21 protein-coding genes are annotated in these 23,269 nt (G+C 58.4%); 9 read left to right on the plus strand and 12 right to left on the minus strand.

Annotated elements, in window-relative coordinates:
* Positions 1-39 precede the first annotated feature (39 nt).
* Together AWR36_RS10590 and AWR36_RS10595 are read left to right on the plus strand one after the other, a co-directional pair.
* On the plus strand, positions 40-771 hold the full coding sequence (locus tag AWR36_RS10590) for a GntR family transcriptional regulator (RefSeq protein ID WP_067084567.1): 732 nt from the start codon (positions 40-42) through the stop codon (positions 769-771).
* Positions 768-1,496 (plus strand): N-acetylmannosamine-6-phosphate 2-epimerase, encoded by a 729-nt coding sequence (locus AWR36_RS10595; protein WP_067084569.1) that lies wholly within the window; start codon positions 768-770, stop codon positions 1,494-1,496. Before AWR36_RS10590 ends, AWR36_RS10595 begins: the two co-directional genes overlap by 4 nt.
* 42 nt (positions 1,497-1,538) lie before the next feature.
* On the opposite strand, the gene AWR36_RS10600 is transcribed toward AWR36_RS10595, so the two are convergent.
* Complete coding sequence (locus AWR36_RS10600; RefSeq protein ID WP_067084571.1) at positions 1,539-2,405, minus strand: aldose 1-epimerase family protein; 867 nt, start codon at positions 2,403-2,405, stop codon at positions 1,539-1,541.
* A gap of 155 nt (positions 2,406-2,560) precedes the next feature.
* On the opposite strand from AWR36_RS10600, the gene AWR36_RS10605 reads away from it, so the two are divergent.
* The 3 genes from AWR36_RS10605 (at position 2,561) to AWR36_RS10615 (ending at position 6,133) form a co-directional block, all read left to right on the plus strand.
* Positions 2,561-4,048, plus strand: a complete 1,488-nt coding sequence (locus AWR36_RS10605) for a hypothetical protein (protein ID WP_141398519.1) — start codon at positions 2,561-2,563, stop codon at positions 4,046-4,048.
* A gap of 26 nt (positions 4,049-4,074) precedes the next feature.
* On the plus strand, positions 4,075-4,932 hold the full coding sequence (locus tag AWR36_RS10610; protein WP_231745303.1) for a carbon-nitrogen hydrolase family protein: 858 nt from the start codon (positions 4,075-4,077) through the stop codon (positions 4,930-4,932).
* Positions 4,933-5,167: 235 nt separating this feature from the next.
* Positions 5,168-6,133, plus strand: coding sequence for a SphA family protein (locus tag AWR36_RS10615; protein WP_067084575.1), 966 nt, complete (start codon positions 5,168-5,170; stop codon positions 6,131-6,133).
* Between the two features lie 78 nt (positions 6,134-6,211).
* Here AWR36_RS10615 and AWR36_RS10620 read toward each other — a convergent pair whose 3' ends face one another.
* The 3 genes from AWR36_RS10620 to hppD are packed head-to-tail and all read right to left on the minus strand — an operon-like array spanning position 6,212 to position 8,901.
* Positions 6,212-7,219, minus strand: coding sequence for a fumarylacetoacetate hydrolase family protein (locus AWR36_RS10620; protein ID WP_067084578.1), 1,008 nt, complete (start codon positions 7,217-7,219; stop codon positions 6,212-6,214).
* A 31-nt stretch (positions 7,220-7,250) separates the two neighbouring features.
* Positions 7,251-7,799, minus strand: coding sequence for a VOC family protein (locus AWR36_RS10625; protein ID WP_096866642.1), 549 nt, complete (start codon positions 7,797-7,799; stop codon positions 7,251-7,253).
* A gap of 1 nt (position 7,800) precedes the next feature.
* The gene (gene hppD / locus AWR36_RS10630; RefSeq protein WP_067084582.1) at positions 7,801-8,901 is read right to left on the minus strand and encodes a 4-hydroxyphenylpyruvate dioxygenase; all 1,101 of its coding nucleotides are present in this window, start codon (positions 8,899-8,901) and stop codon (positions 7,801-7,803) included.
* Between the two features lie 554 nt (positions 8,902-9,455).
* Here hppD and AWR36_RS10635 point away from each other — a divergent pair.
* Complete coding sequence (locus AWR36_RS10635; RefSeq protein ID WP_067084584.1) at positions 9,456-10,838, plus strand: serine hydrolase domain-containing protein; 1,383 nt, start codon at positions 9,456-9,458, stop codon at positions 10,836-10,838.
* 5 nt (positions 10,839-10,843) lie between these two features.
* On the opposite strand, the gene AWR36_RS10640 is transcribed toward AWR36_RS10635, so the two are convergent.
* The 6 genes from AWR36_RS10640 to AWR36_RS10665 form a co-directional block, all read right to left on the minus strand.
* Complete coding sequence (locus tag AWR36_RS10640) at positions 10,844-11,605, minus strand: tyrosine-protein phosphatase (protein ID WP_067084586.1); 762 nt, start codon at positions 11,603-11,605, stop codon at positions 10,844-10,846.
* 2 nt (positions 11,606-11,607) lie between these two features.
* On the minus strand, positions 11,608-13,875 hold the full coding sequence (locus tag AWR36_RS10645; protein WP_067084588.1) for a GumC family protein: 2,268 nt from the start codon (positions 13,873-13,875) through the stop codon (positions 11,608-11,610).
* A 10-nt stretch (positions 13,876-13,885) separates the two neighbouring features.
* Positions 13,886-14,461, minus strand: coding sequence for a polysaccharide biosynthesis/export family protein (locus tag AWR36_RS10650; protein ID WP_197409261.1), 576 nt, complete (start codon positions 14,459-14,461; stop codon positions 13,886-13,888).
* 35 nt (positions 14,462-14,496) lie between these two features.
* The gene (locus tag AWR36_RS10655) at positions 14,497-15,705 is read right to left on the minus strand and encodes an outer membrane beta-barrel protein (RefSeq protein WP_082679543.1); all 1,209 of its coding nucleotides are present in this window, start codon (positions 15,703-15,705) and stop codon (positions 14,497-14,499) included.
* A 127-nt stretch (positions 15,706-15,832) separates the two neighbouring features.
* Positions 15,833-17,248: an undecaprenyl-phosphate glucose phosphotransferase gene (locus tag AWR36_RS10660; RefSeq protein WP_067084592.1), complete on the minus strand. Its 1,416-nt coding sequence runs from the start codon at positions 17,246-17,248 to the stop codon at positions 15,833-15,835.
* A gap of 175 nt (positions 17,249-17,423) precedes the next feature.
* Entirely contained in the window at positions 17,424-17,687 is a 264-nt protein-coding gene (locus AWR36_RS10665; RefSeq protein ID WP_141398520.1) for a VanZ family protein, read from the minus strand.
* A gap of 285 nt (positions 17,688-17,972) precedes the next feature.
* On the opposite strand from AWR36_RS10665, the gene AWR36_RS10670 reads away from it, so the two are divergent.
* Positions 17,973-18,734 (plus strand): 4'-phosphopantetheinyl transferase family protein, encoded by a 762-nt coding sequence (locus AWR36_RS10670; RefSeq protein WP_067084595.1) that lies wholly within the window; start codon positions 17,973-17,975, stop codon positions 18,732-18,734.
* A gap of 275 nt (positions 18,735-19,009) precedes the next feature.
* Here AWR36_RS10670 and AWR36_RS10675 read toward each other — a convergent pair whose 3' ends face one another.
* Both AWR36_RS10675 and AWR36_RS10680 read right to left on the minus strand, forming a co-directional pair.
* On the minus strand, positions 19,010-20,506 hold the full coding sequence (locus AWR36_RS10675; protein WP_141398521.1) for a hypothetical protein: 1,497 nt from the start codon (positions 20,504-20,506) through the stop codon (positions 19,010-19,012).
* A 38-nt stretch (positions 20,507-20,544) separates the two neighbouring features.
* Entirely contained in the window at positions 20,545-22,041 is a 1,497-nt protein-coding gene (locus AWR36_RS10680) for an oligosaccharide flippase family protein (RefSeq protein WP_082679544.1), read from the minus strand.
* 255 nt (positions 22,042-22,296) lie between these two features.
* Here AWR36_RS10680 and AWR36_RS16500 point away from each other — a divergent pair, with 255 nt between their 5' ends.
* Positions 22,297-22,746 (plus strand): glycosyltransferase family protein, encoded by a 450-nt coding sequence (locus AWR36_RS16500; protein WP_082679545.1) that lies wholly within the window; start codon positions 22,297-22,299, stop codon positions 22,744-22,746.
* Positions 22,743-23,255 (plus strand): glycosyltransferase, encoded by a 513-nt coding sequence (locus tag AWR36_RS10690; RefSeq protein WP_067084606.1) that lies wholly within the window; start codon positions 22,743-22,745, stop codon positions 23,253-23,255. Before AWR36_RS16500 ends, AWR36_RS10690 begins: the two co-directional genes overlap by 4 nt.
* Positions 23,256-23,269: the final 14 nt, after the last annotated feature.

The following is a 23,269-nucleotide window of genomic DNA, read 5'->3' on the forward strand; positions in this document are numbered from 1 at the left end:
ATAGGCCAATGGCACGGCATTCAGGACATTCGGATGGGGATGACCCGCAAACAACAGCAGCTGCACCAGCAATTGCTGGACATCATCGATCAGCAGGGCCCGGACACCCGCCTGCCCGCTGAGCGTGAACTCAGTGAACGACTGGGCGTCTCCCGCGACACCCTGCGCCGGGCGCTGAAGCACCTGGAAACCCTGCAACGGGTGGAGATTCGCCAGGGTGCGGGGATTTTTGTCAGGGCACAGCCGCTGGCAAGCCAGCTCAAGCTGATGTCCTTCAGTGAGGAGATGCAGCAGCTGGGCCTTACGCCCTCCAACCGGCTGCTGTTTAACGATGTGGTGCAGGCGGACGTAAAGCTCGCCAGCAAAATGAACATCGCCCCGGGCGCCGAGCTGTTCCTGGTGCGCCGGCTGCGACTGGCTGAGGGAGAGCCGGTGGCCATCGAGCGAGTCTACCTGCCCAGGGAAGCATTCCCGGATCTTGCCATTGGACAACTTAGTACCGGCTCCCTTTACAGCCTGCTCCACGACCAATATGAAATTGTCGTCGACCAGGCCAGTCAGGAGATCAGCGCCACCGTGGTGAACGAGGAAGAGGCAGACCTGCTGCAGATTCCTGCGTTCAGCCCGGCGTTACTGGCGGAGCGCACGGTCTACGACGAGGAAGGGCACATTATCGAACTGGCCAAGAGTCTTTACCGCGCGGATCGCTACCGCTTCAACGTGCTGGTCCAGCGTAACGGCACCCGCCTGGCCACGGTTTACGAATCATGACTGACAGAACATCAGCCCTGGAAGCGCTCGACAGGTGTCTGCGAAATGGCTTGATTGTCTCCTGCCAGCCAGTGGACAACGGACCGATGGATGACGACGACACCGTCGTCAGGTTGGCCCGCGCGGCTGTGGCCGGCGGCGCGGATGGCCTGCGTATCGAAGGGGCCAGCCGCGTGGCCCGAGTCCGGCAGGCACTGCCGGAGGCCCTGATTATTGGTATCGTGAAGCGGGATTTGCCAGACAGTCCGGTGCGCATCACACCTTTTCTCTCTGACGTCGAAGCACTGGCGCTGGCCGGAGCGGATATCATCGCCGTGGATGGCACCGACCGGCCACGGCCGGAATCCCTCAAGGCATTGATCGAAGCGATTCACCACCATGGCAAGGTCGTCATGGCGGACTGCAGCTGCCTGGCCGATGCGGGGCAGGCCCATCGCCATGGTGCGGATATTGTTGGTTCGACCCTGTCCGGCTACACCGGCGGCCCCGTGCCGGCCGAACCTGACTACGACCTTCTACAGCAGCTGGCACAGACCTACCCACGGGTTATGGCCGAGGGGCGCTTCAATACCCCGGGCGACTGCACCCGAGCAAGACAACTTGGCGCCTGGGCTGTCACCGTCGGCACTGCCATTACCCGCACCGAGGTGGTGACGCAGTGGTTTGTGGAAGCGACGTCCGCTCCCCGCCGGGCCTCAGAGACAGCAATTGCGACCGAGCGCTGACGTGTGACGAGTAGAATATGCCGCGATTGAAAGCTGACCGGATCAGGGGTAGCTGATGCGGTAACCGGTTTCGAAAACCTCACCCGGTGCGAGCGAGATAAAACCAGGCTTTGCGGCCAGCTCGGTGGGGGCAGAGGGCATATCGTCTGTAGTATGCCAGGGCTCAATGCAGACATAGGGCGCATTCGGTTTTGCCCACAGGCCGAGATGGGGCAATCCACCGGTATCGAATTCCAGCAGTCGCTCGCCCCGCGCAAATAAGCGGACCTTGCGCGAACGGACGTTCTTCAGGATCAACGCATCCCGGGCAAAGGTCTCTCGTCGCAGCTGCAGGCGTCGGCCAGCTATCGCCAGAGGCTCAGGGTTTTCAGCCAGCAGGTCATTCTGTAAGCGGAAACACTCACCCCGCTCCTCGCACTCGAACTCCAGATAGCTGTCTGAAGTTTCCATGGTTTCACCAGGCAAGGCGAAGGCTGGATGGGAGCCGAGGGAGAAGGGCATATTGCCCTGCCCGTTATTCTCGACCCGATAGCGAACCGACAGACTCTGCTCCTCGAGCCTGAAGCATACCTGCAGCGCAAAATCGAACGGGTATTGCTCCCTGGTCACCTCGTCAGCACGCAGGACCAGCGTCAGGGACTGGTCGTCGGCGTGCAGCAGTGAAAATTTCCGTCGGGCGGCAAAGCCGTGTTTGCCCGGGTCGTACCAGCGCCCATTGCAATGAAAGCCGCCATCCTTCAGGCGCCCGACGACAGGAAACAGTATGGGTGCAGTGCCGGCCCAGATTTCGGGATCGCCGCGCCACATCAGTTCCCGCTGGCTCTTGTGATCTACAAGGCTGCAAAGCTCCGCACCATGCTCTCGCACAGCCAGCGTGAACCAGTCATTCTTCAGATAGAAACAGGACATTCTTGGTTTTTTTATATATCGTCATTGATCGAACGGCTCGGTGTGAGAACGCCAGATGCTACAAAATTGTCTGACAACAGGACGCTGTGTATTCTTGCCTGCATTGTCAGTTGCCAATCGATCATACACAACCATCAGACTCGCATGGATAGCACATGACCCATATTCCCCATTCATTGCCCCTCAGCATCAGATTGATACAGTACTGTGTTTATACAGGGTTTTTGCTGTTGTCCTACCCGGCACTGGCTGAGTACTCAGCCACATCAAACCCTGTTCCGCACCTATCGGGGACGCTCGAGGTATCAGTTGCGACTGGCACCATCGAGGCTGATGTAACAGTCGGCAACCTACCCAGAGTGCAGGATTACACATTCCAACTGAATAGCGGGCTGAACCTCCATAATATTCGCTCCGGGGATCTCGCTGCGACCTACCACTATCGAAGAACAGCGCTACCCGAAAGATTCCACGAAAGTCTCAGTTATTGGCTACCCGGTTCCGACAGCAATAGTAAGTATCTGCCACAAGCACTGCACTGGAATTACACCGGCAAATATCCGGTGATCGACGCACTGGAAAATCCAGCTGCGTTTGACTGGAAAGGCAACATTGCCTTCAACGGCGGCACCCTGCGCGCCGATGGCATGCAGACTGCCTGGTTCCCACAGCTCTATGACAAAGACAGCGATAAGCTGTTTTATGAGGTCACTTATGACCTGAAAATAAGTTGCAACGATTGCCGGGCCATATTTGTCAATGGCAGCCATCCTGTGCTCGGTACCCAAGCGCATCTTATTTCCAAGGACCCTGTCGAGCCACTGCTGCTACTCGGTGATTTTTCTTTCTCTGAACAGGCCGGAAACGTGCTGATCAATAGCCCACTCAGCCCTGCCGACGCAGAACGGGTACTAACCAGGCTTACTGCCATCAAGCAGAAGATGGCGAAGCTGCTCGGCTGGCAAAGCGATAGCGGGCTTACATTTTTGAGCACAACGCCGGTGAGCAAAGCGAATGCCTGGATGTGGGTTTCCATTCCAAGCATCGTATCTGTCGATCACGATGATGATTTGTTGGCGGGGCTACTGTCAGAAGATCTAGAGAAACGAATCAGCTATAGCCAGTTTGCGGCCCACGAACTTGCGCACGTTTTTATTGGAGAGCGGCGGCAGTTCAATTCCGATTTTGGCTTTATCCTCAGTGAGTCACTGGCGGAATATCTCGCCTCACTGGTTGTTAGTGATCTCTTTGCGGAAACATCGATGGACGAAATCACGCAGAAAAAGTTACAGCGCGCAGCCAGATCTCCGCTTCACTCTCTCCGTGAGATCTCTGAATCTGGAGGCGAACTTAACAATGATACTGTGCGCTACCAGCAGGCTCCTGCGATCTGGTTATTGCTCGATAAAAACCTGAGCCGTGCTGTGATGCTCAACTGGGTAGAGAGACTTCTTACACAACAGACAAAACTTACCGACTATGCTTTTGCATCAGAGCAGCTCCGCGCGAGCATTGGTGATGAACTGTTGGCAGATGCCATACTGCACCAGTACTTTGAAGGCACTGGATATAGCACCAATAACCCGAGCAAAGAAATGCGGGAAGCCAACGCCACCAGTGCTAAAGCATTAGAATCCAGATAGCGGCATTAAAGACCGGAGATACCACCGTGAAAGATTTTTGTGCCAGCGCAGTGCAGATGGTAAGCGGTGAATCAGTCAGCGAAAACCTGAAGAGGGCGCGAACCCTACTTGAAGAGGCCGTGCAGAGGGGCGCCCAACTGGCGCTTCTACCGGAAAACTTTGCCCACATGTCGGACCGCGGCAGTTTTTCAGTGGCAGAGCCTTTTGCCAACGACGGCAGAGCCGATGCCGACACTCAACCGATCCAGTATGCACTGCAGCGCTGGGCAAAGGAGCTGGGCATCTGGTTGGTGGCCGGTTCGGTACCACTGTCACAGCGGCCCGATGGCTCAGCAACAGAAGGACGGCGTAGTCGATCTGCCTGCCTGGTGTATGACGACGGCGGCAGACTGTGCGCCCGTTATGACAAGATTCACCTCTTCGATGTGGAGGTGGAAGATTCTGCCGGCAGCTACCGTGAGTCTGCGAGTATCGAGCCGGGTGAGACGACGCAGGTACAGGTCGTTGATACGCCGTGGGGTAAAATCGGGCTCAGTATCTGCTTCGATCTGCGCTTTCCCGAGCTCTTTCGTGAACTGGCCATGGCCGGTGCGGAGATACTGGTGGTTCCCTCTGCATTTACCCATACCACCGGCCGGGCTCACTGGATGACACTGCTTCGCGCCCGCGCGATTGAGAATGGTTGCTTCGTTATTGGCGCAAACCAGGGCGGCCAGCACTCTCCCAAAAGGCGCACTTGGGGCCACTCGGCGATTATCGATCCCTGGGGGGAGGTTGTCGCCGAGGCCAACGAAGGCGAAGCGGCACTAACTGCCACCCTGGCATCGAAAAAGCTCACAGCAGTGAGAAAACGGATGCCGCTGCTGACTATGCGCCGACTCTGAGCGATTTAAAATCGTGAGCGTGTTGCGCTTGCTTAAAAGCGCACTGTAGCGCCTCACGCCGCGCTCCGCATCAGGGTATCTGGCTGCGCATCGCCTTCACCTTTTCCACCTCACCCTCTTATTTTCTTACCTCCTCCATTCCTGCAGAACAACAGGGAGATTTTTCTTTGCTGACTAGACTTATGTTGCCCTTTTTAATTTTGGAAGTGGAAACAGGCGGCATGGAGGTGCAGCAATGGAATTTTCAGGAGCGACCGTCGCTATTCGTGTACTGTTATTGTCGACCTTGCTGATATCCATGCCGATGTCGTTGAGCGCCGCCGAGGGTGGCATGAGCTATTACGTGCCGGGCACCATGGCCACCCTGATCGACCGCGCGCCGGTACAGAGCGGTTGGGTGATCAAACCCCAGTATATGCATTACAGCGGTGACTTCGGTGCCGCGGCTGAGACACCAATTTCCGGCGTAGTTGCTCTGGGGCTGGATGTAGAAATCGATGCCTTTGCTCCCGGGGTGCTCTATACCTTTGAGGAATCGTTTTTGGGCGCCAAGTACACGCTCGGTGCCTTTCCCTCCTGGGTTGATGTGGAGGTCACCGGCGTTATCGAAAGTCCGCTGGGCAATTTCAGCCGACGTGACTCTGTCTCCGGTCTCGGAGACACCACGCTCATCCCTGCCCTGCTGGGCTGGGTCGATGACTGCTGGCAATACAATTTCATGGTGTCCCTGCACGCCCCCACTGGTGATTATGAGACCGGGCGTCTGGCTAATGAAGGGCTCAACTACTGGGCATTGAAGACAACCATCGGTGCTGCTTATACCAACTCCGCCTCTGGCTTCAATTTCAGTATCTTCGGGGGTCTGCTGTTGAATGATGAAAATAGCGATACCGACTACCGCAGTGGTCGTATCGCGCACCTGGATGCAAGTGTCCAGCAGATGGTCAAGGCGGGCAGCGGATTCGTCACTCTGGGTCTCAATGGTTACTGGGCGGAGCAGTTCAGCGCTGACCGCAAGCCCGGGGTCATCATTCGTGGAGACTTTGAACTGCGCTCGGCGGGTATCGGTCCGGTAGTGGGCTACATGCTGCCCATGGGTCGGGAAAACGTACTGCTGGAATTGTCCTGGTTACCGGAAACGGAGACAGAGAACACCCCGGACGGGGATTATTACTGGTTGAAGTTCGTCTATCAGTTCTGAAAGCTGTGTGACTCGGGGAAAGCAGTTTTCAAAAAAGAAGGCCGCCCGCTGGGCGGCCTTCATATTACCAAGCCGTTGTCATGATTTTTCTACAACCTGCTCGATGCGACCAAAGATCGACTTGCCCTCGTCATCGTACATCTCGATGGCGATGCGGTCACCGAAGTCCATAAAGGCCGTGCTCGGCTTGCCGTTCTGGATGGTCTCGATCATACGGATCTCGGCAATACAGCTGTAGCCGACACCGCCCTCTTCCACCGGTTTGCCGGGGCCGCCATCCAGCTTGTTGGACACGGTACCGGAGCCGATGATGGTGCCCGCTCCCAGGGGACGGGTCCTGGCCGCGTGGGCCACCAGCTGGCCGAAGTGAAAGGTCATGTCCACGCCGGCGTTCGGCTTGCCGAAGACCTTGCCGTTCAGCTCGGAGGTCAGCGGCAGATGCAGCTTACCCTCTTGCCACTTGGCACCCAGCTGCTCCGGCGTGACACACACCGGCGAGAAGGCGCTGGACGGCTTGGACTGGTAGAAGCCGAAGCCCTTGGCCAGCTCACCGGGGATCAGGCCGCGCAGGGAAACATCGTTCACCAGCATGATCAGCTTGATGTGCTTGAGGGCTTCCTCGGGAGACACCCCCATAGGCACATCGTCTGTAATCACGGCGATCTCGGCCTCGAAGTCGATACCGAAACCTTCGCTCTGCGGCATTTTTACCGGCTCACGCGGGGCCAGGAAAGTATCGGAGCCGCCCTGGTACATCAGCGGGTCGGTCCAGAAACTCTCCGGCATTTCCGCGTTGCGTGCCTTGCGGACCAGCTCGACATGATTGACGTAGGCGCTGCCGTCGGCCCAGTGGTAGGCGCGCGGCAACGGGCTGTGGCATTGGGCCTGATCAAAGGCCTCGCCCTGCACGTCACCACTCTCCAGTTGCGCGTGCAGCTTTTCGAGCTTGCCGGAAACGGTATCCCAGTTATCCAGTGCACTCTGCAGTGTCGGGGCAATATCGGCGGCGGACGCCATACGGGTAAGGTCATCGGAGACCACTACCAGCTGGCCGTCGCGGCCGGAATTCAGGCTGGCTAACTTCACTGTGCCTTCCTCTTGGTTTCAATCTTTGAATTTAGGGATCTAGCGGTTTGAATTCTTCGTCGCCGTGCATCCAGGCCGCGTGCCGCGGAGCCTTCTTGGTGCGGGACCACTCTTCCAGCATATCTTCCGCGACCCGCTTCAGCTCTTTGTGCATACCGGGCTCGGCGGTGTTGGCCGCCAGTTCGATACGGTGCCCGTTGGGGTCGAAGAAGTAGATGGATTTGAAGATCGTGTGGTCGGTCGGGCCGAGCACATCGATACCCGCATCCTCGAGCCTCTGCTTCATGGCCATCAGTTCGTCCATGCTCTCCACTTCCAGTGCGATGTGCTGCACCCACTGTGGCGTATTCTCATCACGGCCCATGTCTGGCGAGTTGGGCAGCTCAAAGAAGGCCAGTACGTTGCCCTGGCCCGCATCGAGAAAAATGTGCATGTACGGATCCGGTGCCCCGGTGGAGGGCACCTTGTCTTCGGCGATGGCCAGCTGGAAGTCCATGCCCAGGAGATCGCGGTAGAACTCCACGGTCTCCTTGGCATCGCGGCAGCGGTAGGCCACGTGATGAATGCGCTTGATGCCCATATCAGGCCTCCGGCTTCTCTTCTTTGCCCTTGTCACCGATCACGCCGCGCTTGAGCTGGTCGCGCTCGATGGACTCGAACAGCGCCTTGAAGTTGCCCTCACCGAAGCCTTCATCTTCCTTGCGCTGGATGAACTCGAAGAACACCGGGCCCAGCATATTGGCGGAGAAGATCTGCAGCAGCAGGCGCGGCTGACCGCCCTCGGTGGTCCCGTCCAACAGCAGACCGCGCTTTTTTAGCTCGTCGGTGGGCTCACCGTGACCCGGCAGGCGCTCTTCCAGCATCTCGTAGTAGGTTTCCGGAGGCGGGGTCATGAATTCCATGCCGCGCTCCTTCAGACGATCCCAGCATTTGATCAGGTCGTCACAGGCAAAGGCGATGTGCTGGATGCCCTCGCCGTTGTACTTCATCAGGAACTCTTCGATCTGGCCGCCGCCACCGGCTGCCTCTTCGTTCAGGGGGATACGGATTTTGCCGTCCGGCGCGGTCATGGCTTTGGACAGCAGGCCGGTGTACTCGCCCTTGATGTCGAAGTAACGGATCTCGCGGAAGTTGAACAGGTCCTCGTAATACTTGGCCCAGTAGTCCATGCGGCCGCGATAGACGTTGTGGGTCAGGTGATCCAGGGTGTGGAAACCGCAGCCTTCCGGGTGGCGGTCGACACCTTCGATCCACTCGAAATCGATATCGTAAATGGAGCTGCCTTCTTCGTAGCGGTCGATCAGGTACAGGGTAGCGCCGCCGATACCCTTGATGGCCGGCAGGCGCAGTTCCATCGGGCCGGTATGAACGTCCACCGGCTGGGCGCCTTTCTTGAGCGCCTCTTCGTAGGCGAACTTGGCGTCTTTGACGCGGAAGGCCAGGCCACAGGCAGAGGGGCCGTGTTCCTGGGCGTAGTAATCGGCGTGGCTCTTGGGCTCGTAGTTGGTGATGAAGTTGATATCACCCTGACGCCACAGTTCGACCTCCTTGGAGCGGTGGCGGGCCACCTTGGTGAAGCCCATGGCCTCGAAAACGTTTTCCAGAATGCCCTTCTCCGGCGCGGTGAATTCTACGAATTCGAAGCCGTTGAGGCCCATCGGGTTCTCAAACAAATCGGCCATGTGATCCTCCGTTGTGTTTCTTTTCACGTACCGCCCGCGGGGGCAGCCAGTTAGTTTCAGGTGCAACGAACTTAGTTACACTTGCAACTAATGTCAACAGGCGCATTGATCCAGGTGGCACCGATCAGTCATTTTCTGCAGAACCAAGCCTGTGAGTTGATCGTCAGCGGTTCCTGAACAGGCTTCCTTGAGCAGTCATCCTCCCTGGAGGCGCAAGCCCTGGATGGGCTCCCTTTCCGCAGCGGCACATTACTGGGGAGCGCGCTGGTCGGCAGTGCTCCTGTTACAGATACCCGGTTATAGTGCCGATCCCTGCCGGTGCGGTAGGGTCACAGGGTCCGCTCGACACTGTGGTTGCCTGCGACGGCCCGATCTGCGGTGGCTTTCCCTGGTTCTGCCCCCTTCAAGGTGGAGCCCCTGCTGCCATAGCCCGCCTGCCGGGGGTCCGGGCCATGGCCCAAAGGGACCAGCAAGGTGTCTGGCCAGCGGATAGAATCCGTGAACAATAAATCTCCGGCGCTCTGGCGACGGGTACAGTAATAGACGGGTGAACCATGAAATCCACGATCAAGATCCTGCTGGGCACGGTTGTCGCCCTGGCGCTGGCCGTTACGCTGCTGGCACCCCCACTGCTGGGATTTTCCATTACCCAGCTGGGCAGCGCGGTGCGCGTGGCCACCGGTATGGGGGCCAAACTGGCCTGCTCCGGGCGCTATGTCTCCGGCTTTACGCCCGCGGGAATTGTGGAGGACCTGGCCTCCTACTCACCGGCGAACCGTCTGCTGAATCTGGACTATGACGACGACGCCCGACGGGTGACAGCGGACCTGATTGGCCTGGGGGAAGTGAGTGCCCGCTACCGTAAGGGCCTGGGTTGCGCGCTGGAGATCGGCGATACCACACCGCTGGACCAGGTTGCAGTCACCCCTGTCGAGGTAGACGGCGAGCCCTGGCCAAAGGGCAGCAGCGCGCCATCGATCGATGCTGAGCTGCAACAACGCCTCGATGCCATCCTGGCGGCAGACAACGCCGCCGGCCTCGAGACCCGCGCACTGCTGGTCATCCAGGACGGGGCGCTGGTGGCGGAGTCCTATGCCGATGGCATCACACCACAGACCCCGTTACTGGGCTGGTCCATGGGCAAGAGCCTGACCGCGATGCTGCAGGGCCGCCTTGAGGCCCTGGGCCAGGGTGACCGGCAGGCCGGCGCTCTCTTTGCGGAGTGGCGGGATGACCCCCGCCGCGAGATCACGCTGGAGCAGCTACTGCAGATGTCTTCCGGCCTGGCTTTCGACGAGACCTATGCACCGGGCAGTGACGCCACCCACATGTTGTTCAGCGCGCAAAGCGCTTCCGATGTGGCACTGGCCAGCCCACCGGCGCACGCCCCCGGCAGCCACTTCTCTTACTCCTCGGGTACCACCAACCTGATTGCCCGCTGGCTGCACCAGCAGCTGGGAAGTGATGTACAGGCGAGCGTGGACTTTTTCCAGCGGGAACTGCTGCAACCCCTGGGCATGGCCAACACGGTGTTTGAGGTGGACCCCAGCGGTATTTTTGTCGGCAGCTCCTATATCTATGCCTCGGCCCGGGACTGGGCACGGTTGGGCCAACTGATGTTGAACGGCGGTGAGCTGAATGGGCAGCGCCTGCTGAGCGAAGACTGGGTTGCGCGCGCCTCCATGCCCAATGGCAGCGACAACGAGCCCCGTTACGGTTACCAGTTCTGGCTCAATAGTGGCGCTGACGTGCTGCGCTATCCGGAGCTGCCCGCAGATGCCTACTTCATGCAGGGCAACCGCAAGCAGGTGGTGATGATGGCGCCGTCTACCAATACGGTCATCGTACGCCTGGGCTGGTCAGCGGGAAGCTATCCGGTGGGGCAGAATTTCGCAGAGTTATTGCCGCCGGTCGGCCAGGCAGTGACCCGCAACTGACAGAATCAGACCGGGCTCTCGAGCCCGCTCCTAGCAAAACGACTGGCGGTAAGGCGCCGGGGATTGTCCACCACCAGCTCACGGGCCCGGTCGTCACCGATAATGGCCGCCGCGGCGTCGCGTCCGCGAGACAAGCCCGGTGGCCGGCGCTCCAGGTGATGGGCGTCAGAGGCGAGCACCGTTACCAGGTTATTCTCCAGCAACTGGCGTGCGCGTTTCTCGGCACCGGGACCGAAATCCCCGGCCACGGCAGTGGCGGTAACCTGGAACAGGCAACCCGCTTTCACCAGCGGGCGCAGCCGGGCTAAATCCCGCAGCACATCCCGGTTGCGCTCGGGGTGGGCAATAAGCGGGCGAATGCCCTGCCTGGCCAGCCACTGGATGAGCCGGTCTGTACCGGGCGGAATATGACTGTGGGGCAGCTCCAGTAACAGGACCTGAGCGCCCTCCCACTCGCCGACAAACGGAATTTCCCCTTGCTCCAGCAGCACTGGCAATTCATCGGTGAGGCGCACCTCAGCCCCGAGGGCCACCTGCAACCCACTCGTCTCGCCGGCGAAGGCGCCCGCAAGGGATTCCCTGAAGCGGTCAAAGACGGGGGTGAGTCGTGACAGCGAGTTCTCGTAGCGGCCGGGATGAATATGTGGCGTCAGTACTGCATGGGTAGTACCGTCAGCAACGGCGACGCGTGCGAGGGCGAGCGCCGTTGCTGTGCAATCGGCGCCATCGTCGACGCCGGGCAGCAGGTGGCAGTGCAGGTCAAACACCCCTAACTTTTCTCCTCGGCTGTTACCTCGGTGTCAGCCATTTCCATTACCGGGGTATGGCGGCTTTCCCGGGAGCCACCTCCTACGCGACCGTAGTCGTAGCCGTAGTATTCCTCGGCATAGGCAGCACTCTTGCTGGTATCCACGTGGTTCAACACCACGCCGGCTACCGGCGCGCCGGTCTGTTTCAGTCGAGCAAGTCCCTTGATGACGACCCGCTTGTTCACGTCGTCATGCTTGACCACAAACAACACTGAATCGGCACTGCGGGCGATGATCAGGGCATCACTTACCGCCTGCACCGGCGGAGTGTCGATAATGACGCGGTCATAGCTGCGTGCCAGCACCTGGATCATTTCATCAAAGCGCGGTGATACCAGCAGTTTTTGTGGATCGTCACACAACCGGCCCGCCGGAATAATATCGATACCGCCGTTCTCATCCGGATGGATACAATCGTCGATGGCAGCCGTGCCTTCGATCATGTCCGTGAGACCCGGCTTTTCCCGATCCACGCCGAAGTCGATCCCCACTACGGGCTTGCGCAGATCCGCATCCACCAGCAGCACTTTTTCAACCTGGCCAAGGGCGAAGGCGAGGTTTTCGGCTACGGTGGTCTTGCCTTCCCCGGGCACCGACGATGTCACAGCCAGCACCTGGCCTTTGTTTTCTTTACCATCTGCGGCGCCAAAGTGGGACAGGACAATACCCGTGCGCAGGGTGCGTACCGACTCGGCAAACGTGTACTGGTCGGGGTCGAAGAAAGCGCGCAGGTCCAGTCGCTGTCCGCTGACCTTCTGCACATCGGGCAGTAAACCCATCAACCGCTGGTGCAGGTAGACCTCGACGTCTTCAGGGTTGCGCACTCCCACGCGCAGGAAGTCGAGCAAGAAGGCAATGCCCACCGAGAGCAGGACGGCCAACCCAAACACCGCGGACACAATGACCCGCTTGTTGGGTGCTGAGGGCTCGCTGGGTGCCACCGCGAGATCCGCCAACCGCGCCGCTGCCACATCAAAGCCGGAAGCCTCCCGGGTCTCATTGACGCGAGTCAGGAAGGTATTGAACAGCTGCCGGTTGATCTGCGCCTGCTGCTCCAGTTCGCCGTGGCGCACTGCCTTGCGGGAAACCTGCTGGTAGTTTTCCTTGGCCCTGGCCACTTCCTGTTCCTGGGCGCGCACACGGGCCTGGGCGGTCTGGTAACGGCTTTCGATAGCGTCGGCGAGATTGCGCACTTCGCTGCGCAACTGGTCTCGCACCATGGTCAGCTCATTGTTGGCAGCGATCATCAGCGGGTGCTTTGGCCCGTAACGGCGGGAGAGTTCGGCCACATTGCGACTGGCCTGCGCCTCATTGCGCTTGATCTCCTGGATCATCGGGTTGTTGAGCACTTCAGGGAGGTTCGCCAGCGCCAGTTCGTTCCCCTCCAGGGATTCGACCTGATCGTGAATGCTGCCCACCTGGCGCAACTCGCGACGCATTTCCTGTAGCTGGGTAGTGGCTTCATTCAGGTCCTGCTCCGCAAGACTGAGCACGCCACTGATATCCACCAGGTCTTCCTGCTCCTGGAATGCGAGCAATTCGGCTTCAGATTGTTCCAGCTTCACCCGCACGGTTTCCAGTCGCTCGTTCAGCCAGGAGCTGGCGCGGTTGGTGAACTGCGCCCGGGCCTCCGACTGACTGGCGATGTATTCCTCGCCGACGGTATTCGCCACATCCGCAGCGAGCTGTGGAGAGCGGGCGGAGAAGGTTATATCCACCAGGTGGGTATTGCGCTTGGGGGCAACGGTGAGCCGTTTCAGGAAGGCAGTTGTGACCTGCTCCATGCGAGTGCGATCGACGCTGGCACCAGCGCCCTCATCACTGCCGACGAAGGGCAGCCAGCTCCAGAAACCGGAACTCCCCTGATGTAAGTTGGGATCAAACTCCGCGTGGTTGAGCAGATCCAGCCGGGTAATCACCCGCTCCGCTAGGTCCCGCGACTGCAGTAGCTCGGTCTGGGTGAGAATATATTCGCGGCGCTGATTGCCGGCTTCATAGAGTTCTTCCACCGATACCAGGTTGGCCTGATCCAGCTCGAACATCAGCGTGGAAGTCGCCTCATAGCGCGAGGGCATACTTGAAACCACCACGACAGCGACAGCCGTGATAGCCGCGGTGAGGCCGAGAATCATCCACTTGCGGGACATGATGGCTTGCCAGTAGCGGCGCAGGTCCGGCCCGCTCTCCTCAACCAGCTCTTCGCCTTCAAAAGGGTTTTGCTTGTTCATCCTTGCGCCCTCAGAAAATTCCTTGTTCAACAGTCACGATGTCCCCGGGAAGCAGCCGAGTATCCAGGTCCGCCTTGAATGTGCGTTTCTTATCCCCCAGCCCGCGCTCGACCGTAATCTTTTGCTCGGATGCGCGCGGTGTGAAACCGCTGGCCATGGCCACCGCCTTGTTGATCGTCAGGCCCGGATGGAAGGTGTAGCTTCCCGGTGTGGTGACCTCGCCATTGATAAAGAACGGCCGGTACTCGACGATGGTGACCTCGACACTGGGGTTGATCAGGTAATCCCCCTTCAGGCCGGCGACGATTTTCCTCTCTACCTCGGAGGTATTGAGACCGGTGACGTCGATCTCACCGATAAAGGGATAGTTGATCACACCGCTGTCACCGAGATATGTCTCCATCGAGAGCTCGTCCTCGCCAAAAACACGGATAGCGATGCGATCGCCGGAATCCAGCTGGTAATTGGCAATCTCCATCGTTGCCGACGCGGCCTCGCTGGAAAGTGACGGGACCGGCGCAAAACATAGCGCCGCCGCGACAATCAGGTAACGGGGTTTGGGTAGCTGCAATTCAGATCGCTTCATAGTGGGTAACACTCCAATAGATAGTTCTCGGCCTACTACAGGGAAGCCTCAAATCCAATAAATGCCTGGTTCCGGTCGTATTCGAACGCTGCCTGTGTGGCGTCCTGTTTCAATGCGGAAACGCCGGCGCGCAGGGTCAGCCACTCGAGGAAGCGATAGTCGACACCTGCAATGCCGCGAGAGATATTTTCTGTGAGATCGGTGCCTTCAAAGTCCGCATCGGTGTAACGGAATGAAAGCTCCGTGGAGATCGTCTCTGTCCATTCATGGGTCCAGCCCAGGGAGGCGCTGCGGGCATCGATCAGGCGTGCCAGCCCACGGGACTCCAGCGCGAGGCGATCCGCGGTAAAAATCACTTCGGTCATTTCCAGCGGTCGCCATGCCGCGAGAAATTCCCACCGGGGCCGGGAGAAGTCTTCAACTTCCGGATCGTCAAAAGTGCGCGTGCCAAGTCCCGCCAGCAGGCTCAGGGTGAGTAATGGCGTGTCTCGCTCGGCGCCAACCAGGTAATTGACCTCGCGGTTGTCCAGGTCTGGCAGTTCCGGCAGACGGCGGTAGTCGATATCGCGGGCGTCCACCCGTGTCAGCAGATTCGTCTGGCCGGCGATATTGAAACGGAACAGCCCGGAGCCATAGGCACCGCGGCGATCTTGTGCGCGGATCTCCTCTATATAGTCGCGGTCATTGTGACCGACTGTCAGTTCCAACCTGCCCCGCGCATCCTCCGCACCGAAGGTATAGGTGCTGCTGAAATCCTTTTCGATATAGCGGTCCCGCTCGAAAATCAGGCTTTCAAGATCGGGGGCCACGCCGCTATTGAATTCCTCCTGGATATCGCGGAAGACGAGGTTGACCTCCAGGCCGTGGCGCGGATGCAGGTCCCAGCTGGCATCCGCCAGCAGCGCCTGGTCTGTATAGGACTCCCGGTCGGCGTCGAGATAGTCGCCGTGGGAAAGACTGTACTGAACGCTGTATGTGGAGATTCCGGTATCCGCCTCGAGCAGAAAACGAGGCGTTCCCACCATCAGCCAGCTTTCTACTTCGTTGACTGGGGAATTGTTGATGTTGTCGTCATAGCGCAGGTCGACACCGATTGACGGCGTGAAAGTAACGCCCGCAGGCAGCATGATCGGCTCGGCTTGCGCCAACTGTGTTGAGGCCATTCCCACCGCTATTGCAATCGCAGCAGGAATGGCGAATACCGGACGCCTTTTGACCGGAGAGGAGATAGTCTGACTACCCATGATCGAGTACCGAATTTCTCGACGGGATGGAACACCCGTACCATTTTTCTGGGAGCCCTAAGTCTAGGTGGTCGACTAATTTCTGCTGTGGGATTTCGTGAAAAGTTTTTATTTTTTGGCGGCTAAGTCAGTAGGCATTCTTCGATTTAAAGCCTTTGAACACGGTCATCAGGACGATGTAACAGTCGAAGAAGATTGACCAGCGGCGAATATAGTCCAGGTCGTACTCCACACGCTTGCTCATTTTTTCCAGCGTATCGGTTTCGCCGCGCCAACCGTTTACCTGTGCCCAGCCGGTAATACCCGGCTTCACCTTGTGGCGCAGCATGTAGCCGCTGACGAGACTGCGGTACTGTTCGTTGTGCGCCACCGCATGGGGTCGCGGGCCGACGATCGACATTTCGCCACGCAGGACGTTGATGAATTGGGGCAGTTCATCGAGGGACGTGCGGCGCAGGAAGCCGCCGAAACGGGTAACCCGGGGATCATTGCGCGTTGCCTGGACGACTTTGGCGCCGTCCTCTTGGGTCGTCATGGAGCGAAACTTCCACACCTCTATGGTGTTACCGCAGTAGCCATAACGGCGCTGGCGAAAAATGACCGGACCTTTTGAAGAAAGCTTGACGCCGATGGCGATCAGCAGCATCAGCGGCGACAGCAGTACCAGTGCCAGTGAAGCAATGACCACATCCTCCAGCCGCTTGAGCCAGCCATTGATACCCTGAATCGGCGTGTCATAGATACTGAGAACGGCACTGCTACCGATCCTGTGCCAGCGGGACTGCAGCAGGTTGGCCCCGAAAATGTCCGGCAGCAGGTGCACGGTGGCCGTGGTATCCCCGAAAGCGGCCAGGAGCTCGCCGATGCGCTTGGCTTCACTGATCGGCAGGGCAATGTAGACGAGATCCAGCTCTCCCGAGTGGGCTGCGGCAAGCGCATCCTCGAGTTGACCCGTGGGCCCTGTCAGCAGCGAAGCGGCCCCGGCGACCGAGGTTTCGGCGGACGGGACACCGGAGATGCGGTAGAAACCCTGCAGGCGGATACCCAGCTCAGGATGCTGCTCCAGATCCTTTGCCAGCTGGAGGCCGGTGGGTGTGATGCCGAGGATGGCCGCAGAACGGGTGTTGCGGTCATGGATACGCAGGTATTGCAGCAGGCGCCGCAGTCCAAAGCGCCAGCTACCCAGAGCAATCAGGGAAAAGAGGAACCAGCACCCGACCACCAGCCGCGAAAATTCATGCCCCAGCCGGGAGAAGTAACCGACCAGCAATAGCAGCAGGCACACGGAGACCCACGTAACAGCCGTCGCGGCGAGCATCGCCCGGAAGCTGTCCGTTCGCCACGACCGGTACAGCTCCACCGGCTCGGCCATGATGACAAAAGCAATGACTGCGAGCAGTCCCGCTGCCGCCCAGTTGCCGCTGATCGGCTCTCCCATCAACGTGAGGCAAACGCCCAGTACCGCGAGAATCAAGACACCGTCAATCAGACGGTAAACCGCAGCCAGATCGCTCTGGTGCGCACGTATCCATCCCTGTTGCAACGCCCCAACCTCCCCGGGCTACCTCTTACCTCGTTACTTCTACTGCTGTTGCATCAGAGCCGCCCCTGTTCAAAGAACAACCAGGCTGCACATCTTTTGCGCAACTAGAATGGCACAGGGGGGAGGGATCACAAGACCGACTTGATAACTCTGTCACATTTCTGTTCGAGTTCGCTCACCGTGTCAGCCGACTCCACAAGGCAAGAAAAAACCAGGCACAGATGACCCCAAGGGCACCTGCAGCAAAATCCAGGATCGACGGTGTGCGCTTCGGCAGCCACAAAGCCTGGCACCACTCGAGTAGTGCCGCGCAGGTAATCAGGGCAGCAATAGTGAGCAGCACTTTGGTACAAGTACGGATACGCAGTGTGGCCAGCGCGAGGAAACCAAGAATAAAGAAGGCGGCAAAATGCAGCAGCAAATCAAAGTGTGGAAACACTTGCGGCAGCGGTCTGTTGCGCAGGCCGAAAGCCACGGCTGCGGCGAACGCGAGCAGGAACAGCAGCCGCCAGAGCCAGAGTCGGTGAAGCCGGATAATACACCCCCCAACAAATTACCTCAGAGTCCGGCGGCGTAAGCCCCCTTTATCACAGTGTAGTTCCAGCGGAGCCGTCTATGCTTGCTCCCAGTCCCTGAATCCGGCGCACGGGGTGTGGCGCCGGTGAACAATAATGTGTCCCCAAATCCGGCCCGGTATTCCTGGCATCAGCCTGCGGAGGTTCCCATGGACAGTCCCACTCTGCTGCGTCCGCGCGTCGTTGAAAAGCTGGCAGAGCAGCAATCCGCCATCGTCGATGGTGTCGAAAATCGTCCGGTCAAACTGTTCTGTTACCACCTCGATGACGACTCTGATATCTGCCTCCATGAGGCGAAACGCTACCTGAGTGTCGAGGAGCGTCAGCGGGGCCGGGCCTTTATCTCCGAACGGGACCGGGAGCGCTACATACGTGGTCGCGGTTGCCTGCGTCGCATTCTGGCACTGCAGCTGAATCGGGAACCCAATGATCTCCAACTCTCTGTCGGTGAGCATGGTCGCCCCTACCTGGCCGGCAGTGGACTCTCGTTCAATGTTTCTCACTCCGGGGGACTGGCGATCTGCGCCCTCTCCCGAACCCACTCCGTTGGCATCGACCTCGAGGTACACCAGAAAGCACTGTGCTTCGGCCCACTGCTGTCGCTGGTTTTCACCGAAACAGAGCGGGCCCGACTGAAGGAAAAGAGCGGCGTCGAGCGGCAGCGTATGTTCTTCGACTTCTGGACCGCCAAGGAAGCCCTGATGAAACTGACCGGCCTGGGCCTGTCACTCGCTCCCGCCAATATCGAATTGTTACTGGCCGGTGACCACCCCTGCGGATTTGTGCAGCCGGTGATCGAAAATATCACGTTGCAGCATATTGACTGTGCCCCCTTCGGGCACACTCCCCTGAGCTGCCACCTGGTTTCCGCACCGCGCCTCCGCGGGGACAGGTCAGAAATCACAGCGTGAAACAGTACATGAAAAAATATATGGCTGCGGAATGCACTGAGCAGAAATAGCTTTTCCACCGACAAGCAACTTTCCCCAGAGGCCTCCCATCGGGCCGGCCGGACTCGGTTGTTTCGGGTAGATCCTGAGCGTGGTGGTGATCTCTTCAGCGTCACTAAAGTGAATCCCCCCGGCGGCGCATGGGCAAGCGGATAGCACCTTCTGGACCCGGTCGCTTCACAGAAGCTTCAGCCTCGACGAAATACCCGCTGCCATCTGCCCTGTGATCTGACGGCTCAGGTGAGGTATCGACGCAGGGGATTTCTGTACAGACGCAAAGGCTGTATCAGACGCTTGATTTTATCGCGCATGGGTATGGGCATGGAGAGCCGTAGTTCCTGACGCAAGAAGCGCAGCTTGTCGATGCCTCGGGCGCGATTAAAGGGAATCTCCCCGAGCTCGGGCCACAGGTAGTCTAGTAGCGCAGGAATCACTTTTTTGTCACCGCGATAACTCTCCGGGATGGCCAGGATTTCGCGGTAATACTGTCCACAGTTGAAGGGGCTGATCGATGGCAGGGAGAGTTTATGGCCGTAGAGTGTCGGTCCTGCCCAGCAAGCAGCACGTATCTCTGCGTAGGCGAACTGAAGCACGTTACCGACACTCATTCCCTCGGGCAGGCCCGCCAGCCATTTCTGGGCCAGTGAAACCGTGTAAGGGTTGGTGACGATGCCCATCCGATTCAGCAGACCCTCGGCCGACAATGAGCCCAGATTGGCGTCACTTGAGTACCAATAGGGTGCGCGCAGCGCTTCTCCGCAAGTACCGGTGAGCTCATGGCTCTGGCTGTCATGCACCCGAGCAGTTGTGCACATTGAAGCCACAGTGTCTTCAACACAATGGCCTACTCGATGCAGCCATCCCCCCAGCTCCTCTCTCGACGGCTGGATGAATGGTATCTGGCGATAATTAAGATCAAAACGTTCGGCAATATCCGCTGCGATGTGGCAATCGAGGCGACACGAGTATTGATCCAGCACCACCGTCTGAAATTGCATCTGCTGGTGCCACTCCCGACTCGCTGCCAGAACGATCCTGGAATCGCGTCCTCCGGTAAGCTGGGCGACCCGATGGCCATCATCCAGTAATGCCTTGATATTGCTGCGAAGGATGTCCCCCAGGCGTGCGATCGCTTTCTCTGGCTCAATGCACGGGTCCCCGTGACGGCCAGTGCCGCCGGGCAATGGAAATACTCGCTTCGCTGTCCAGCTATTCAGGGCAAGCGCGTGGTTTGGCAATAAACGCCTGACCCCCAGATAAGGGGTCAGGCACAGCGGAAACCAGACCTCACCCTTGCCGCCGGCCAGAGCCTGACGGACTTCCGGGTCGGGCTGTTGTTCCTCGAACAGTGACAGAATTGTGGGGGATGAGGCGAGTATCTGCTGGCCGGCGTTGTAAACCACACCCATCATGGCAGCGGGATCGGTGCGGACCAGCACCTCTTCTCCCCGGAGGCTGAAACAGACAAAGCGCCCGCACAGCTCATCAAAGATGTCCGGGGCACCATGCTCGATCATGCCTGCGGTGATGGAATCCCCGTCGTGCAACAAGCGTCCGCGAAAGATTACCCAGCCAATAATCAGACTGAGCAATTCACCGCGTTCATCAAACACATTCAGTACAGAAACATCGCGCGCAACGGAGAGCCACCAGTCCCTTAGCTGGCAATGCTTCCATCCCGACAGCTGATTCAGCGGCCGTGATCCCAGCGAGAATTGTTTTGGATAGTCCATGGTTGTCACCTCTATCCGGTAGATTCACCTTATTTCAACTAGGTTCCCTGTTTACTGCCAAGATCACCCTGAAAGCGGCCCGCAGACCTGCGGTTCTGCATCACTTTAGTCAACTCCCAGCGCACCGATCTCTGGGTAATTGCCAACAGCAAGGCGGCCAACAATGCCGTAATTCCCGCTACCACAACCTGCAATAGAGCGAGTGTGAGGGAGCCGTCTGGTTTGGGCAGTAGCTCCGACAACAGTGCGACAGCAACATAGCAGAGCACACCGCCCAGCAGCATCAACTGGAAAAGACTCCGCACAAACACCGCTTTCCCGGGCCCTATCTGCACCAGAGATACCGACACCGAGAGCGCAATCAATTCTCCGCCAATCCCGGTTGCCGCAACCCAGGCCACCGGAGCACCATCCAGTCCAAGTTTTACGGCAAATCCGAGACTGACGCAGCGAAAGATATTCGCAATCATGGCGTTCTTGGTATGTGCCTGACTGTTGGCGATGATGGATGGGGCAATACGCACGACACGCAGTGCCTGCATGACTGCCAACCAGGTAATGACAGTGGCAGCCTGCAGGTATTGCTCACCAAAGCTGAGCAGAACCAGACCGTGGCCGCCAATCCCGAAGAAGACCACCGTCAACACTGCAAAGCTGACACAGCTGATCAGGGCAAACTCCCCGCATCGATAGAAAAGCGCTGCATCATCGCAGCTTCTCGAGAGTATCGGCATCAGGAGAGAGGCACTCAATTTGGCAAAAATAAGGGTAGGCAGCATGCACAGGGAGAAAGCCACGCTGTACCAGCCCAGCGTTTCCATGCTGTACAGACTACCGATGATGACCCTATCGCCCTGAAAAATACCAAACAACAGAAAACCGTTGACTAGCAGCGGCCAACCAAACTCCAGCTTTCGCTTCGCCAGTGACCAGCGCAGGGCCCAGCGATATGGTCGACGTGCGAGAATATGTGACAGCAACACCTGCATCGTTGCCTGCAGCAAAATCACGGCAAGCATGACGCGGTAATCTTCAAGCAATAATGAAGCGGCAAACGCGACAAACAAAATCATTATTTGGGGCACAGCGTCGTAAACCGCTGTAGGAATAAAATCCAGATTGCGCTGACGCACTACAAAATCGAAGTTCATTAATCCATGCAGCACCGGCACTACGGCCAATAGCTGAAATGCCCAGACTTTGTCACCCAGCCCGAACAGCAGTGCGACGGGATAGGCGATGGCAAACAACACCAGTGCAATCAACAACCCCTTTATGAATTGGAGAAAGTGTGCTGACCCGAGCATGTCATCACTGTCGCCATCCCTGTCCTGGACCAATACCCGATCCAGGGCCAGGTTGCTGGTCATCTCCACCAGTGAAATAGTCAGCGCAAAGGTGGTGGCAACCCCAAAATTCTCGGCATCGATATGCCTGGCAATAATGATATTGCGCAAAAATGTGCATGCCGCTACCAGTGCCTGACTCAGCGTCAGCACGGATGCACCCTTCAACAAATTGATCCGCAAAGACAACGGTTACTCCATGATTCACACGGTAGGAAACGCCGTCGATGTGTGTAGTAACGGCGAATATTTCCACGCAATTTTTATGCTGATCGGATGGCTCAGTGCCATCGAGTGTAGGAAGAAGAACAACGACGATTTGCCTGACAGAGTTTCCGCCCGGCACAGAGAGTTTAGCTATAGTTTCGTGGCCCTGCGGCCTGATTGGCTAGCTGGCGCAAGAGAGAATGTGAAACTGCGTATTACTCTCGGGGTGGGATCGATATGGATAAAAAAGTCTTGGCAGTGGCATCTCAGGGAGGACACTGGCAACAGCTTGAGGCGCTGATACCGGCCTTTAAGGCCTGTCAACCGTCTTTTGCGTCCACGACTCGGGACAGGCCTGACCTGAGCCCAACCTGCCGCTACTACCCCTTGCCGAATGCAAACCGGCGTACGCCTCTGCAGGCCATCTGGCTTTTATTCACCTCAGCCTGTTTGATTATCCGCCTGCGCCCAGACGTGATCATATCCACAGGAGCACTGCCCGGACTGGCCTGTATTTTCTGGGGACGGTTTTTCGGTGCGCGGACACTGTGGATCGACAGTATTGCCAATGCCGACAGGCTGTCCCTGAGCGGGCGAATCGCGAGGTATCTCGCGTCGGCCACACTGTCACAGTGGCCCGATCTTGGTCGTATGACCGGAGTGGAATACCGGGGCGCTGTGCTATGAGCTTGATTTTCCTTACCACCGGTACACGGGCACCCTTTGATCGCCTGGTCAGGATCGTAGATCACTGGGCGGAGAAAAATCCCGGGGTGCAAATCGTCGCCCAGATCGGCACAGGGCGCTACCGGCCCCGACATATCGAGGCAACCCGGTTCCTTTGCCGTGGCGACTATCAGGTCCTGGCCCGGGACTGCAGGTTAATGATCGCCCATGCGGGGATGGGCAGCGTCCTCTCCGCACTGGAACATGGAAAGCCCCTGGTAATGATGCCCCGTAATGATCTGCACGGGGAGTGCACCAACGACCACCAGTTTGGTACCGCCCGGCGCATTTCGGGCTTACCCGGTGTTTATACCGTTCATAACGCCGCACAGCTTATCCAGCGGCTGGACAACCACCATGAGCTCCGGGCACCGGACCAGATGCAAGCAAGCCCGCGCCAGCTGGAATTGGCGCAATTCATCATGGGCTTTATCAAGCAGCTCCCACAGTACGAATCGCTCGAAAACTAGTGTGTAGCGATTGG

Origin of the sequence: Microbulbifer flavimaris (assembly GCF_001641755.2) — a bacterium.
Taxonomy (GTDB): Bacteria; Pseudomonadota; Gammaproteobacteria; order Pseudomonadales; family Cellvibrionaceae; genus Microbulbifer; species Microbulbifer flavimaris.